We start from the raw sequence: 15,099 nt of genomic DNA, 5'->3' as shown, positions 1-15,099 counted from the left end.
CAAGTTTTACTGCCTGTACTTTGTATTCATGGTCATATTTACGTGCCACTTTGAATGCCTCCTTATTCTCTTGGTTTTATTATGAAATCCTTGAGAATAAGCTGTCAACTTTTTTTATACCACACCAGTACTTTTTCACTCGTTAAAAAGTTTTGAGAATATTTTATATTTTTGTTCATGTAATCACTCCTTCTTAATTACAAATTTTTAGCATCTACTAATATACCAATATTGCAGGAATCAAGATTAGAATACAAGTATTGGCATAATTTTTCCTGTTCAGCACGACTCAAAACTCTCATTTCCTTCGTTTGACGTTTTATCTGTATAGATCGTGCGTCACAAGAAATGGCTTTCCCGTTTCGGGTGGCAAATTGTAAGACATTTCGAATTAGAGATAAAATATCTGAAACAGTTTTAGAGGAAAGTCCATTCTCCTTTAATCCACCAGAAACAAGGAAAAAATTACACTGCGTTTCAATAAACTCGTGTGTTATATCACGCAATTGTTTGCTTCCGAACACAGGAAGTATATACGAGCTGAGAAGATTCCTATATTTGTTGCTTGTAGATTCCTTCACTTTAGGACATATAGCTTGAAACCATTCCATAGCAACCTGTTCAAATTGATCTGAGCTAATTTCTGGATCGACAGTGACAGAATTACTCGTGCACGAACTTTGACTGATAAGTTTTGCCTTGACTTCTCGATATGACTTTGCATAAACATAACCGTAATTGGCTTTGCCTGTAGAAGATCGGGACTTAATGTATCTTCCTTCCCATCTGCCGTCTTTCCTTTTGTAAATATTTTCTCCTTTTCGTGCCATAAGGTACACCTCCTTCAATATGACTATAATTCTGACGGCAAATTGTGACTTTGGAACTTTCTAAGATGGATTTTTGTGCAAAACCTCGTGTTTTATGTCCCTAACATATTGACAAACAGTGCGACAATTTGTAAAATAAAGATATAAACTAAAAAAAACAGAGAAGAATGCGATTCGTGGAGTAATGTACTCTACGAATTTTTTATTTTAAAGAACCTCAAGATAGCTCATATTGTCGTCTTGGGGTTCTTTTCATTCTATCATTTAATGCAATCTGCCTATAAAATTTTATCATATTGCATTTATAAATGCAACTTGCACCCGATGTTGGTTGTTGAGATTTTTGGTACATTTTATAATGTATAGCAGAATCATACACAGCATGGAGGTGATTGAAACGCAACCGGAAATTGATTACGTTAAGATTGGTCAGCGCATTAGAGCTGCCCGACTGGAAAAGGGTTATAGTCAGGCTGATTTGGGTGCGTTGGTTGGTTGCTCGAACAATCATATGAGCCATGTTGAAGTTGGACAGACGAAAGTTTCTTTGGCAATGCTTCTAAAACTGGCATTCGTCTTGGAAAAGAACTTTGACTATTTTTTACTGGATACCCCATATGCAAAATGCGACAGCATCATTGATAATGAGATTGCTGCAAAACTGAAAAAGTGTAATGTAACAACATTGATAACCGTAGGAAAGTTGATTGATGTCTTGATTGACCAGCAAGAGATGATAAAAAAAGCGGAGCTTGATTGATATAATGAAAAAGAAGCCCATTGACGGTACAGAGTGAACTGCTATGGGGTTCTTTTTTGCAGCACAATATACTGATTCTTTAAGAAGCAAAAAGTCCACCAGTCATGATGCACTACGCATCGTACTGGTGGACTTTTTCTGTAAAGATATAAAAATAGATATTCATATATCGCCATAACCAATGTCGTTATCGTAGGCATGAAGATCTTCTTTCAGGAAATCTGCTTTACGAATATACATCGAATTTACCAGCTCTCCTTTTTCGTGGAGCAGGCTGAATTTGTAGTCTAATAATGCTGCCGGTACATAGAGCATTTTAGCCGTTTCAAAAAATGTGTGTTCCGAAAGGCATTCCAGGACTTTCCCATCTTCTAACAGAAGCTCCGCCGCAAAGAAGTTTGCTTCATTTTCTTCGATTGATCTATCATCAAAAACTTCCATTTCTTGAAAGCCGTGCATCATAGCGATTTTTGTATGCAGGACAGCGTGTCCTAATTCATGTGCGACTAATATACGCTCCAGGATACCGTTCACATTGTGATCTATCACGATATTCTTTTGTCTGGACTGGTAATAGAAGAAGCCCTTCAATTTCTTCTGTAAATCGTAATAGTGGATTTTGATACCTAACAGCTGACATAGCTCGTAAGGGTCTCTGGTGTGATATTTTCGCACAAGCTTATCGACAGTTTCAATGATATGCTCTGCCGTTTTCATTTGCTTCACCTCCGAATCGCACACAGAAAACATATTCTGTGCTTGAGGATTTTACTCTTTATCTTTATGCTTTCTGTATTTCTTCGGAGTGTACTTTTCCCGTGCTGTTTTCTTAGAGTCCATATAAACTGACATAATCGCCTGGAAGAATACATCTTTTGCGTCCTCGTCCAATTCTCCACCGGCAAACAGAGAATTTACACGACCCAACACTTCCTGAGCTTCTTTTGCTCCTTTTGAACCGAAGTTTTCCTTTGCCTCTAAAATAAACATATCCTGATCTATATGGCTCTGGCTATCCGTTTCAGATTCGTCCAAAAGATAGGACACAGAGATATGCAGTGCTTCAGCAAGTTTTCTGATGTTGCTTTTTCTGGGGAGTGTTCCGAGCTGCTCATAGGTGTAAAGGGATCTTTCGGAAATGCCGGTCATCTGGGCAAGCTCCGTTTGAGATAGGTTCATAGCCAAACGAGCTTCTTTAATTTTTTCTCCAAATGTCATGGTAGTATCCTTCCTTTCAAAAAATATTTATTCGTAACTTCCGATTATTTGTTGACAAACTTCTGGAAAATGCTATAATAAGAATCATAACAGAAGTTTTAATTCCACTTAATTATATATCGGAACTTTTATAAAGTCAAGAACTTCCGATTTCACTTCTGTTATTTTAATCAAATATCGGAAGTTATAGTCATTCTTGTCCCATGGTATTTGTTTCCCTTTAGCCAAGTGACAGGAGTTAGAAAGGAATTCTTATTTTATGGATTAGGCTGAAAGGAGATTCTGAATGAGCAGATATAATACACAGGTATTAAGCAGTATTCGAATGCTTTGCCGGATGCAGAACATTGACGAGAAGGTTCTGTATGAAAGAGCAAAGCTGATTTTATCCATATATCGAGAGGTGTGCTGGTCTACCATTGATCGTGCGAATGATGTATGTGATACCCTTATTTGTACTTACGGTGACAGCTTAGATGGTGCATTGATTTATCTGGAGAACTTTGCTCCGGATGAAGCGAGAGAACGATTTGAAGAACGCATTCGCAGCTTATTTGAGACAAAGTGGATCATTGAACTGGTAGATATGGCTATGTTGAAAATCAGAGAATATCCAGATAAAGGCGCTCTGTACTGTGAGATTATCTCAAAGGCATATCTCAACCGCTTCAAGTACAGGGAATCAGAAATGCTGGAGGTTTTGAATATGGAACGCAGCACCTACTATGACCGAAAGAAAGAAGCGATACTGTTATTTGGTCTGTCACTTTGGGGAACAGCCATTCCTAAATTGAAAGATTTCCTGGAAAGTGCCCGGGAGGAAGAAGCATTGTGTTATTGTGAATGCTAAGACAGGATTTTAGTCCGACTAAAATCCGATGAAAATACGACGGTTCCCCTACTGAAAGTCCGACTTGTCCAGTGTTAAAATGGCTATGCTGGGAGATAGCGGCATAAAATTGAATAGAGAGAGTTACGCCTCGTGCCTGTAATGGGTACGGGGCTTTTTTTATACCTGCCTATTTTCCCCCATAATTAACACAAAGGCATGAACGAGAGCTTGGAGTAATTTACTCCGGCTCTTTTTTTATGCCTGCAAGGAGGACAGGCAGATGGCAAAGGGTATTGAGAATCGGGCACGATCTCCTCCCGCTGTTTTTGATTTTGCAACTTCACAAATTCAAAAACACGGAGGAACGAAAATGTATTACGACTTGGTTGAAAGCGGAAAAAGAATTAAAGCCTTGAGAAAGGAACATGGGCTTACACAGGAACAGCTTGCGGAGCAGTTAGGTGTTGCCGCAAACACCATTGCACGAATTGAAACCGGCAACAGAGGTATCTCTATTGATTTGGCAATCGAACTGGTTGTGCGCTTTGAGACAACCCTTGATTACATATTTTTAGGTCGTGAATAACCTCAAAACTATACCTACGAGGCAATAAAAACTTGCATGAGGAACAGGTACAATTTAGATACAGCCAAAGAAAATCGGCTGCTTGATCCTTGAAAACTGAATACACAGTCATCGAATACGTTCCTGTTGCCGGTGCGAGAGCATCAGCCACATCAGCGGTACGCCGAGACGTATCGGATAGAGAAACAGAACGACTTTCTTCTATAAATTAAGCGCTTGTCTCTCTCCCGATGCCAGCGATCAATACTGGCTTGTAAATATTGGGTTGCTCCCAATACGGCCATGAAAGCAACAGGATTAAAGATACTTCTCTACGGAGCTGGCGGAGAACCCGGCAGAGGTTAGATTCCTATGGAACTGATTCGCAATCAGTCGTTCGGTGATTCCCTGAGGGCGTAAGCCCTCTTTCCCAGGGGTGCGTGGCAAATATGGGACACATAGACTTTTGGACTGACTGCCTGATTCCTTTCTGGCAGTCAGTTATTACATAGCCAACGAAAGGAGGTCATGGCACATGATGAAAGAAAATTGGGTATATTGCCGTGGTGATATTTATTGCGCCAAGCTGGACCCGGTAGTTGGGTCGGAACAAGGCGGCATCCGTCCGGTTATCGTCATTCAGAACGATACCGGTAATAAACACGCTCCCACATTGATTGTGGCAACGGTCACCACCAGAATCCATAAGAAAGCGAATATGCCGACGCACTTTGTTATTTACGACAATCCTGCATTCAAAGAAGCGTCCGTTGTTCAGCTGGAACAGATTCGTACCATTGATAAAAGCAGGATTGATAATTACTTAGGTAAGGTAACGCCCCGTGAAATGGTAGCGATTGAGAAAGCCTTATCTGTCAGCCTGGCAATGGAACAGCTGAAAAAGCGTTCCCCAAAACATAAAGCAAAGAGAGCGAAGGAGTGAACATAAATGTTTGAAGAAAGAATCGCTGCCATGAATCAGCGCACCGAAGAAGCGATGGCTGCTAACGCAGTTCAGTTTGATAAGAGAACCTATACGGTTGATGAGATTCAGGATATTCTGGGCATCAGCAGAACCAGCGCATACAACCTTGTGAAAAAGAAAGTTTTCCATAGCGTCCGCATCGGTGGCAGTATCAGAATCTCCAAAAAGAGTTTTGATGAGTGGTTGGATCATCAAATGTAAGATTTGTCAAGGGCGTCGTACAACCCGGCGACAAACTTCAAAACATATTGAGAGTTCGATAAAATGTAGCCATGACAAGAAACACATGGCTACATTTTTTACATAGGAGGTTGTACGATGGCGGAAATGAGAAAACGCACGAGTATGTCTGTTCTGGAAATGGGCAGGATGCTCGGTCTTGGTAAAACGGAGTCATACTGGCTCATTAAGAAGAATTACTTCAAAACCATTCTTGTCGGCAACACCATGAGGGTGATGATCGACAGCTTTGAAGAATGGTATGCCAATCAGTTCAAATACCAGAAGGTCGATGGAACCCCTCCCGGCGAGGAATTGAAGAAAACTACATATTCAATGGAGGAGCTTGGACAGCGCCTTGGGCTGAAAGAAGCGACTGCTTACGAACTGGTTGCCAAAGGGCATTTTGATGTGGTCGATGTCCTGGGCAAGCGCAGAGTGACAAAGGAGAGCTTTGAAAGATGGTATGCTTCTCAAACCGATTACCGCACGGTAGAGGATCAGGAACTGGATGCAGATATTATGGCATCCACCTACGGTCTGCCGGAAATGGCAAGAATGCTTGGGGTACATCGTCAGACCATTTACTATATCGTTGCCAATGAAGATTTTGAGCTTATCAAGGTTGGCAGGTATAAGCGAGCTACCAAAGAGAGCTTTGAAAAATGGTATCACAATCAGACCCGCTACCAGTTAGCGGAAGATAGACAGGAAAGGAGCTGATTACATGGCATCTATCGTTAAGAGAAAAAAGAAGTATTCTGTGGTTTATACATACACCGATGAGAACGGCAACAAGCGTCAGAAGTGGGAAACCTTTGAAACGAATGCCGAAGCAAAGAAAAGGAAGTTGCAGGTTGAATATGAGCAGGAGTCCGGAACCTTTATTCCCCCTTCTGCTAAAACCGTCAATGATCTTTTGGATGAGTATATGTCAATCTATGGTGTGAACACCTGGGCGATGTCTACCTATGAAAGCAGAAAGAGCCTGATTGCAAACTATATTCGTCCCCTCATCGGTGATATGAAGCTGGAGGATGTCACGCCGAGAATCATGGACAAGTATTACCGAGATTTGCTTTCTGTCAAAGCGGTTTCTTCTAAGTATGTAAAAGCCCGTACAGAATATCTGACTCCGCATACTGTCCGAGAGGTTCACAAGACATTGCGAAATGCTTTCAATCAAGCGGTCAAGTGGGAATTGATGACCAGAAACCCTGTGGAGCACGCTACGCTGCCGAAAGAAGAACACAAGACCAGGGATATCTGGACAGCAGAAGTGCTCCAGAAGGCTCTGGAAGCCTGTGACGATGATATTCTTCGTCTGGCTATTAACCTTGCCTTCTCCTGTTCCCTGCGAATGGGCGAGCTTCTGGGGCTTACCTGGGACTGTATTGACATTTCCCCCACCAGTATTGAACTTGGTCAGGCAAGCATCTTCGTTGAAAAGGAGTTGCAGAGAGTAAATCGTGAAGCGATGGCAGATCTGGACGGTAAGGACATCATGTTCAAGTTCCCACCGACCTTCGCCAGTACGCATACCGCATTGGTTCTCAAAACTCCTAAGACCAAAACAAGTGTCCGCAAGGTGTTCTTACCGAAAACCGTAGCGGAAATGTTGGTACAGCGAAAGGCTGACATCGAAGAACTGAAAGACCTTTTCGGTGACGAGTTCGTAGACTTCAATCTGGTTTTCTGTTCTTCCAATGGCAAGCCGATTGAGGGGCAGGTTATCAACCGTGCTTTCAATAAGCTGATTGAGGAGAAGGGACTGCCGAAAGTGGTTTTCCATAGTCTCCGACATTCCAGTATCACTTACAAGCTGAAGCTGAACGGCGGCGATATGAAATCCGTTCAAGGCGATTCCGGTCATGCACAGGTCAAGATGGTAGCGGATGTTTACTCCCATATCATCGACGATGACCGCAGACTGAACGCTGAAAGAATGGAAGCTGCGTTCTACTCAGGCAGACAGGCAACGCCTGAGCCGGTTCAACCAGCCGCAACGGAAAGCTCCGCTGATGATAAAGAACTTCTTCTGAAGCTTCTGCAAAATCCGGAAATGGCAGCACTCCTGAAGTCGCTGGCAAAAACATTATAGTAACTGCAAGGGCAGATCCTTTTACATAGCTACAATAGCTGTAAAAGGGTCTGCCCTTATTTTTTTGTTATGGAGGTCAACGAGTATGGATAGAATCTTTATGGACGAGTATTACGAGCATCTGAGAGCTGACAATATCGAGGCATTTTCCAAGGAAAGGAACGACGAATATGTTGGCAGAGCTGAGGAATACAAAGCAGCAAAGTCGGCATTGCTTGAAGGATTGGGACTTGAGCATTTGTTTGACCATAGCCATGAACTGACTCCGAAAGAGAAAGAAATATGGATGCTGTTCGATAGGGTTGATGTAGCAGAGCTTCTTGCAAGGGATGCTTTTGCCAAGGGTGCTTATATGCTCGGCGCTGAGGATAGAGAGATTATGCTGAAATAAAAAAAGACCTGCTTCGGCGGGTCTAAATTACATAGAATCATTGAGTCTGAAAAACCTTTGAAATTCTTAATAATTCTGGTTGAAAAATTCATTTTGAAATGATATATAAAACAGACTGAAATCTGTGTCTAAGGACACCCGCACCCTCACACGAGAATGAATAGGATTTCCTATCATTTCGCATCACGAGAAGTTACATAGTGACATTTACTTGCACTTGCAACGTCCACCAAAAATCGAAAGACTTGCTAATTTCGAGCCAATCGGACGGTGTAAAATCCCTCTGAATTAGCTATCACAGCGTAGTATCAGATGGGATTTGAAATGCTGAAAAACCTTGTATTTCCAAGCATTTTTAAGCATTAGATGCCACTTCCCGATGTCGTATCGGGTCTACTCCTAAGCGGTAGGTCGGGTGTTCGAATCACCTCGGGAACGGGTTTTAAAAGCAGGAATTATCAGCCGAAAAGGCGAAATAATCTCCTGCTTTTTACTTTGTCCTTTGTAGATTTAGGGAGGCAAAAAGCCTGCAACATGGTATAATTGCTTTATAGGGAAAGAGATCGTTGGTGTGCTGAATTGATTCGTTGAAATTCGAGAGGCAGGTATAGCTATGAGCAAAACAGAAAAAGAATTGGTAGTTATTGATGAAAAAGCTCAAGAACCAAGCAGTGAAGTGGCACACTATAATATTAAGAGCATGATTTATGTTATACGCAATAAGCAGGTTATGCTGGATAGCGATTTAGCCATGTTGTATCAGGTGGAAACAAGAGTTTTTAATCAGGCTGTAAAAAGAAATATAGCACGCTTTCCGGATAGTTTTAGGTTTCAAATTAGTAAAGACGAGTATGAGGCTTTGAGATCACAAATTGTGACCTCAAAAGAGGAGGATGCTAATGGTAACAAAAAAGGTGGCAGAAGATATTTACCTTATGTTTTTACTGAACAGGGAATCGCAATGTTATCGGCTGTTTTAAGAAGCGATGTTGCTATTCAAGTTAGTATCAATATTATGAATGCATTTGTAGAGATGAGGCGTTTTATAGCCAATAACGCTTTGCTTTTTGAACGTATCAGCAACATAGAACTAAAACAGCTGGAATACCAGAAACAGACTGATGAGAAATTAGAGCAGATATTTGAGTACATATCCGGGCATGAGGAAGCTGGCCAGAAAGTGTTTTTTGATGGTCAGATTTATGATGCATTCAGTTTGATTGTCAGTCTGATACAAAAGGCAGAAAAAGAAATTACACTGATAGATGGATATGTGGATGTGGGAACATTAAATTTACTCTCCAAGAAAAATGAAAACGTGTCTGTTACAATCTACACTCAAAAACGGACAAGACTTACCAAAACAGATGTGGAGAATTTCAATGCACAGTATCCAACTCTGGAAGTGAAATACACAAAGGTGTTCCATGATCGCTTTTTAATTCTTGATAGAGGTACAGCTTATCATGTGGGAGCATCATTAAAGGATGCAGGAAAAAAGTGTTTTGGGATTAACCTTATTCAAGATGCAGGGATCATCAGGGATATATTGCAGAGGTTAGAACTGGAAACGGAGGAATGAGTTTCAAAAGCAGGAATTATTAGCTGAAAATGCGAAACAGTTCCTGCTTTTTATTTTTTGAAAGGGGAATTTTTATGCAAAAACTTCTCTCATTTCACAGAGAATATACATTTGACGGGAAGAAGTATTTTTATGATAAATGCAGGAAAAAGTACATCTTAAAAACACCGGAAAAAATCAAACGGCAGACAACGGTCAAATTTTTCAGATGGAAACTGCATATCCCTTTAAGAAACATACAGACCGAAGTTTCCATGAAGCGGTACGGATATCCGGAACGAAGAGACCGGGCAGATATACTGATTTTACGGCCCGATGGAAATACAATTCTGGCTGTAGTGGAGTGCAAGGCAGCGTATATTCCGATCGATGAGAAGGTAATTGCTCAGCTGTTGCGCTATGCCGAAGCTTTAAATTCAGAATTTGCTTTCGCAACGAACGGAAGTGATCTGAGAGTATTTCGGTTTGATCAGAGATCCGGATATAAAGAGACAGAATGTCCTGCCTCATACAAACGGATGTGCAGATCTAACTGTAATGAAACACCACAGGCAATGACACTTTCTTCACGTCCGGATTTAAAGACGCTTGAGAATATCACATATGTACGCAGACATTATGACAGCTATATAGGAAGACAGACCAGGGAGCATCTGAAGAAAAAACGATACTGGCCGCAGCAGTAGACGATGGGAATAGATGCCATCATGCGCTGCAATTAATATTAGATACAAATATGGAACTATGTCATACCAAAGAAGGAGTGCGTTGCTTTATAAACCACAGCGGGAAAATTAATGTCGGCCGCAAAGGCAGGGCAAAAGTGCAGGAAGTGCTTGAGTATGTAAGAAAGAAAATGCCTTCGTTAGTGGACGAAAAGAACGGGCGGATACATTTGGGAGAATTTCGAACTGACAGGTTACTATATGTTACTTCTGAGGAATTTATTGATTTCTTTGAACACGTGATAAGCTCCGTTCTGATTCTTGAAGCGTTTAGAAAGATGAAAAATGGAAAAGATGTGCAAAGGGAATAAGATACGTTAGCAATAGGGAGAAGATTTGCAGATAGACAGTTCCGGCAAATTTGCTTATAATTATGATAATCGGATTGTAAGAAAAATATCTGCTGTTTTGGAGGGCTGTTATGCTGAGCATATATCTGGGAGAAATGGATCAGGCAATTTACTATCCGCCTGTATACTTTGACAATCAGTATGAAGATGAGTGGATTACAGATAAATTATCCATGGAAATGATAAAGGACGTAGATAAATCGGAAGTTATCGGACCGCATTTAATAGAAAGTCCTGTACTGGGTCCTATTTCTGTAAAAGAGATTTCGGGTGGAGTAAAAACGCTTATCCTGATGGCATTTGACCAGTCGGGTAAAATATTTAATGCTTCTGCCTGCGGAGACAACTGCGCAAAATGGATTTTGAAAATAGGCGAAGAAAAAGACCTGACGATTAATCTTCGTCATATTATGGATTTTGGAAATGAAAAATTTGAAATCAAAATTCTCAATACGGGAGAAATTGTTCATGATATGGGGCAGTTTGTGGAAATCGCTGGTAGATATGTGTAGGTGAAGAGTGATGAGAGGAAAATATAAGATCGTTGTAAAAAATAACCGGCTTCACTATGAATTTGAAATAAAAAGAAATATTACCGTTATCCGGGGCGATAGTGCTACTGGAAAAACAACACTGATTAACATGTTGAGACAGTCAGAAAATCTGGGTGCTTCAAGCGGTATTGAGGTGGTATGCAGTGTTCCCTGCAGAATTCTGGAAGGGCCAAACTGGAAGTTAATTTTGGAAAATTCATCAGGAACGATTTTTTTTACAGACGAAGAAAATACATTTATCAATACAGAAGAATTTGCGACAGCTGTTAAGAACTCGGATAATTATCATGTACTGATTACAAGGGAAAATTTATATAATCTTCCATATAGTGTGGAAGAAATTTATGGTATCCATTGTTCAGGAAAATATCATGATACAAAGAAAATGTATAATCAGATGTATCAGATTTATTCTGATTATCAAGAACTTTCAACTGTTGCAGAAAGAAGGACAGGAACCAATATGCGTGATAGCAGATGGAGCCGCTATTGGTCCGGAGATGGATCGTCTGTATAAGTATACGTTAAAAAAGAAAAATATTCATTTGTATTTTCCGGAGTCTTTTGAATGGCTGATTTTGAGTTCGGGACTGATACAGGGAAAGGACATCCAGTCTATATTGGAAAATCCGGAGAACTACCTTGACAGCAGAGAATATTTCAGCTGGGAAAGATTTTTTACAAGTGTTTTGACAGAACGAACCAAGGATTAGAATGATATAAAATGTAATGAAAGAAGCGGAAAATTCTTTAAACAATAAGGAGTTTCAGCTTCTTTCATGTATTTGAAAGAAATTTATGATATCATAGATTCAGCTGAAAATTATTGCATAGACAGGATGGATACAAATGGTAAAAACAATTATGAAAGATATTTTCTTCCTTGGGCAGAAGTCTGAGCCTGCTTCAAGGGAAGATTTGCAGGTCGGGAGAGATCTGCAGGATACATTAGCGGCTAACCGGGAGGCGTGTGTCGGCATGGCGGCCAATATGATCGGAGTCAGAAAACGGGTGATTATTGTGAATATGGGGATGTTTGACGTTGTCATGTTTAACCCGGCCATGATCAGAAAGGACACGCCGTACGAGACAGAAGAGGGATGTCTTTCCCTTCCCGGTGTCCGGAAAACCACCCGTTATCAGAACATTGAGGTGGAATATTATGATATGAACTGGACAAAGCAGCGGCAGAAGCTGAGCGGCTGGCAGGCTCAGATCTGCCAGCATGAACTCGATCATCTGGAAGGAATTCTGATCTGATATGAAAGAGGAAAAATGGGACAAGCTGCTGCAGATCCGCACAACCGGGCGAGATGATTCTCATGCAGATCAGTACCGGTATCCATATGAGCCGACGCCGTATCCGGTTCTGGAGCGTCTGGCAAACGGCGGATATATCCGGAAAGGAAATACGCTTTTGGACTATGGATGCGGAAAAGGCCGTGTTGATTTCTTTTTGTCGTGGCAGACCAGGTGCAGGTCCATTGGAATCGAGTATGATGAGCGGATTTATGAAAAAGCAGTGGAAAATCAGAACATGTCATCAGCTTCGGGAAGGGTAACGTTTCAGGCTGTCGATGCGGGAGAATTTCCGGTGCCGGAAAGTGTGGACCGGATCTATTTTTTCAACCCGTTTTCTCTGGAAATCCTGCAAAAAGTGATCAGCAGGATTCGGGATTCGTATTACGAGGCGCCAAGAGAAATTTTACTGTTTTTCTATTACCCGTCAGATGAATATATTTCTTTTCTGATGACGGTGAATGAACTGACATTTTATGATGAGATTGACTGTGGAGATTTATATGATGGAAAAGACAGCCGGGAACGGATTGTAATTTTTAAAATGTAAAAAGGAGAAAAGGGATGATATGGAATCCGGCGATTCCTGAAGTCGGGGGAGAACAAATGAGATGAAAGAAAAGAATTATAATCTTGAACTGATCAGGATGATTTCTTTTGTTCTGGTCATTGCGATTCACGTAAGTAATTATTTCTGCAGAGCTTATGGAGAAATTCCGAACAGCGAGTATGCATTTTCTTTGGTGGTCGATACGGCAGCGAGGGTAAGTGTACCTTCCTTTTTTATGATTTCCGGGGCGTTGCTGCTGGGAAGAGAGGAGACACTGAAAAAGCACTGCAGAAGGATCTTACGCTTTTTGTCGGTATTGGCTGTATGGAGCGTGGTTTATTATCTGTGGAATACCTGTTATATGAAAACAGAAGTAAAACTGCAGGAAATTATTTTTGTTCCTGCGGAAGCCCATCTTTGGTACCTGTATGCTATGATACCGATTTATCTGGTGCTTCCGTTTCTGCAGGTTATGTGCAGAAACCTGTCGAAGAATCTTGAAACTGCACTCCTGATTATTTCGACAGGAGCAGTGCTTCTGAATTTTCGTACTACTTTTACAGGTGAGGAACTGTATTATGATCTGCCGTTGATTGGAGATAAAGTCTATACATACTACTTGTTTTTCGGTTATTATATTAGCAAGTACAGGAAAAAAATCCCGATTCGCCAGAAAACAGCAGTGCTGATTTGTATATTCAGTATGGCGGTATCTTTTGGAGCAACCATGGGGGCAACATTTGCAAAAGGGTATCATTATGAAAAAGAACTGACTTATGGTTCACCGTTTGTGATTTTGGCATCCGTTATGTTTTTTATTATTATGATAAGGGTGAATGATGGAAATTTTCAGCCTTCAGACCGCAGAAAGCGTATAATAGACCTTTTTTGCAACTGTTCGTTTGGCATATATCTGATCCATATTTTATTTCTGGATAATTACAAAAAATATATGGAACCAACTGATTTTACGGCATGGATTGCAATACCGGGGCTGACTTTTGTGATTGCGGCAGTGTCCTTTGTGTGTGTCCTGATTATGAGGCAGACAACGATCGGGAAGAAAATTACATAGAGGGAATGAATGTCCGGATGGAGGAAAGTGAATAATAGAATCAAAACGTGCGATAGCGGAAAGGAAAGAATGATATGTGTACCTGTATTACGTATGACAATGGAGATTTTTACTTTGGAAGGAATCTGGATCTGGACTGCTCTTTCGGGGAGAAGGTTGTGATCACACCGAGGAATTTCCCGCTGGATTTCCGTCTGGCAGGGCGTAAGGAACAGCATTATGCCATGATCGGCATGGCATCAGCTGTCAGCCGGTTCCCTTTGTATGCGGAAGCGGTAAATGAAAAGGGGCTGTGTATGGCAGGGCTGAATTTCCCGGGAAACGCATACTATCAGAAACCGGAAGGTCAGGGAATGGAACTTGCCTCTTTTGAGATCATTGCCTGGATTTTGGGAAACTATTCCACGGTGGCGGAAGTGAAAAATGATCTTGAGAAAATGAAAATTGTGGACATTGCGTTTTCTGAGAAGATGCCTCCGGCGCCGCTTCACTGGATGCTGGCGGACCGGGAACAGTGTCTTGTTCTGGAGGCTGTTCAGGAAGGACTGAAAATTTACGAAAATCCATTTGGTGTGCTGACGAATAATCCGCCGTTTGAATATCACAGGCTGAATATGAACAATTATATGAATCTCAGCGCAAAAAGCCCGGAGAACCGCTTTTGTGACAAGCTGAGCTTAAAGCCTTATGCCCAGGGAATGGGAGCGGCAGGACTGCCGGGAGATGCTTCTTCCGCGTCACGGTTTGTAAGGGCTGCTTTCCTGAAATGGAATTCTGTATCGCCGCAGGACGAGAAATCGAATGTTTCCCAGTTCTTTCATATTCTGGACGGGGTATCGATGGTGCGCGGGTCTGTGATTACAGAGGCCGGAACATATGATATCACCACTTATTCCTGCTGTATTAATACACGGACAGGTGCATATTATTACAAAACATACGATGACAGCCGGATCCGGAAAGTAGAGATGCAGGAAACGGATCTGGAAGGGGCTGAACTGATAACGGTATTTTAGGAAGGGAAAAAGGCAGAGCGTAAGATTGCTCTGCTTTCTTTTTACGA

20 protein-coding genes are annotated in these 15,099 nt (G+C 41.4%); 17 read left to right on the top strand and 3 right to left on the bottom strand.

What is annotated here, in order from left to right:
• Positions 1–197: 197 nt before the first annotated feature.
• Positions 198–830 carry an N-terminal phage integrase SAM-like domain-containing protein gene (locus Selli1_RS16090; protein WP_235844072.1) on the bottom strand — a complete coding sequence of 211 codons (633 nt, stop codon included), beginning with the start codon at positions 828–830 and terminating at the stop codon, positions 198–200.
• 382 nt (positions 831–1,212) lie between these two features.
• Here Selli1_RS16090 and Selli1_RS16085 point away from each other — a divergent pair, with 382 nt between their 5' ends.
• The gene (locus Selli1_RS16085; RefSeq protein ID WP_002578940.1) at positions 1,213–1,590 is read left to right on the top strand and encodes a helix-turn-helix domain-containing protein; all 378 of its coding nucleotides are present in this window, start codon (positions 1,213–1,215) and stop codon (positions 1,588–1,590) included.
• Between the two features lie 162 nt (positions 1,591–1,752).
• On the opposite strand, the gene Selli1_RS16080 is transcribed toward Selli1_RS16085, so the two are convergent.
• Positions 1,753–2,307 carry an ImmA/IrrE family metallo-endopeptidase gene (locus Selli1_RS16080; protein WP_002304410.1) on the bottom strand — a complete coding sequence of 185 codons (555 nt, stop codon included), beginning with the start codon at positions 2,305–2,307 and terminating at the stop codon, positions 1,753–1,755.
• A 51-nt stretch (positions 2,308–2,358) separates the two neighbouring features.
• Complete coding sequence (locus tag Selli1_RS16075) at positions 2,359–2,808, bottom strand: helix-turn-helix domain-containing protein (protein ID WP_002304411.1); 450 nt, start codon at positions 2,806–2,808, stop codon at positions 2,359–2,361.
• 286 nt (positions 2,809–3,094) lie between these two features.
• Between Selli1_RS16075 and Selli1_RS16070 the strand changes: the two genes are divergently transcribed.
• From Selli1_RS16070 to bsh, 16 genes are all read left to right on the top strand, one after another.
• Positions 3,095–3,658 (top strand): hypothetical protein, encoded by a 564-nt coding sequence (locus Selli1_RS16070; protein ID WP_002304412.1) that lies wholly within the window; start codon positions 3,095–3,097, stop codon positions 3,656–3,658.
• Between the two features lie 262 nt (positions 3,659–3,920).
• Positions 3,921–4,226 carry a type II toxin-antitoxin system RelB family anti-toxin gene (locus Selli1_RS16065; RefSeq protein ID WP_002304413.1) on the top strand — a complete coding sequence of 102 codons (306 nt, stop codon included), beginning with the start codon at positions 3,921–3,923 and terminating at the stop codon, positions 4,224–4,226.
• A 514-nt stretch (positions 4,227–4,740) separates the two neighbouring features.
• On the top strand, positions 4,741–5,148 hold the full coding sequence (locus Selli1_RS16060) for a type II toxin-antitoxin system PemK/MazF family toxin (protein WP_002578938.1): 408 nt from the start codon (positions 4,741–4,743) through the stop codon (positions 5,146–5,148).
• 6 nt (positions 5,149–5,154) lie between these two features.
• Positions 5,155–5,391 (top strand): helix-turn-helix domain-containing protein, encoded by a 237-nt coding sequence (locus tag Selli1_RS16055; RefSeq protein WP_002304418.1) that lies wholly within the window; start codon positions 5,155–5,157, stop codon positions 5,389–5,391.
• A 117-nt stretch (positions 5,392–5,508) separates the two neighbouring features.
• The gene (locus Selli1_RS16050; protein ID WP_002304420.1) at positions 5,509–6,132 is read left to right on the top strand and encodes a helix-turn-helix domain-containing protein; all 624 of its coding nucleotides are present in this window, start codon (positions 5,509–5,511) and stop codon (positions 6,130–6,132) included.
• Positions 6,133–6,136: 4 nt separating this feature from the next.
• Positions 6,137–7,510: a site-specific integrase gene (locus Selli1_RS16045; protein WP_002304423.1), complete on the top strand. Its 1,374-nt coding sequence runs from the start codon at positions 6,137–6,139 to the stop codon at positions 7,508–7,510.
• A gap of 85 nt (positions 7,511–7,595) precedes the next feature.
• The gene (locus tag Selli1_RS16040; protein ID WP_002304425.1) at positions 7,596–7,901 is read left to right on the top strand and encodes a hypothetical protein; all 306 of its coding nucleotides are present in this window, start codon (positions 7,596–7,598) and stop codon (positions 7,899–7,901) included.
• Between the two features lie 613 nt (positions 7,902–8,514).
• Positions 8,515–9,483 carry an ORF6N domain-containing protein gene (locus Selli1_RS16035; protein WP_281873908.1) on the top strand — a complete coding sequence of 323 codons (969 nt, stop codon included), beginning with the start codon at positions 8,515–8,517 and terminating at the stop codon, positions 9,481–9,483.
• A gap of 74 nt (positions 9,484–9,557) precedes the next feature.
• Positions 9,558–10,169 carry a type I restriction enzyme HsdR N-terminal domain-containing protein gene (locus Selli1_RS16030; RefSeq protein ID WP_162610107.1) on the top strand — a complete coding sequence of 204 codons (612 nt, stop codon included), beginning with the start codon at positions 9,558–9,560 and terminating at the stop codon, positions 10,167–10,169.
• A 137-nt stretch (positions 10,170–10,306) separates the two neighbouring features.
• Entirely contained in the window at positions 10,307–10,519 is a 213-nt protein-coding gene (locus tag Selli1_RS16025; protein WP_207728387.1) for a hypothetical protein, read from the top strand.
• 110 nt (positions 10,520–10,629) lie between these two features.
• Positions 10,630–11,070, top strand: coding sequence for a DUF4869 domain-containing protein (locus tag Selli1_RS16020; RefSeq protein WP_087251907.1), 441 nt, complete (start codon positions 10,630–10,632; stop codon positions 11,068–11,070).
• 10 nt (positions 11,071–11,080) lie between these two features.
• On the top strand, positions 11,081–11,629 hold the full coding sequence (locus tag Selli1_RS16015; protein WP_281873903.1) for a Fis family transcriptional regulator: 549 nt from the start codon (positions 11,081–11,083) through the stop codon (positions 11,627–11,629).
• A 332-nt stretch (positions 11,630–11,961) separates the two neighbouring features.
• Positions 11,962–12,372, top strand: coding sequence for a peptide deformylase (locus tag Selli1_RS16010; RefSeq protein WP_281873901.1), 411 nt, complete (start codon positions 11,962–11,964; stop codon positions 12,370–12,372).
• A 1-nt stretch (position 12,373) separates the two neighbouring features.
• Positions 12,374–12,961: an SAM-dependent methyltransferase gene (locus Selli1_RS16005; protein WP_281873899.1), complete on the top strand. Its 588-nt coding sequence runs from the start codon at positions 12,374–12,376 to the stop codon at positions 12,959–12,961.
• A 61-nt stretch (positions 12,962–13,022) separates the two neighbouring features.
• Positions 13,023–14,036, top strand: coding sequence for an acyltransferase (locus Selli1_RS16000; protein WP_191426679.1), 1,014 nt, complete (start codon positions 13,023–13,025; stop codon positions 14,034–14,036).
• Positions 14,037–14,110: 74 nt separating this feature from the next.
• Positions 14,111–15,052 (top strand): choloylglycine hydrolase, encoded by a 942-nt coding sequence (gene bsh / locus Selli1_RS15995; RefSeq protein ID WP_087251904.1) that lies wholly within the window; start codon positions 14,111–14,113, stop codon positions 15,050–15,052.
• Positions 15,053–15,099 lie beyond the last annotated feature (47 nt).

It is taken from the genome of Sellimonas catena, assembly GCF_027924685.1.
Classification (GTDB): Bacteria; Bacillota; Clostridia; order Lachnospirales; family Lachnospiraceae; genus Sellimonas; species Sellimonas catena.
The sequence above is the reverse complement of the archived record's forward strand: the minus strand, read 5'-3'. Positions and strand labels throughout refer to the sequence as shown.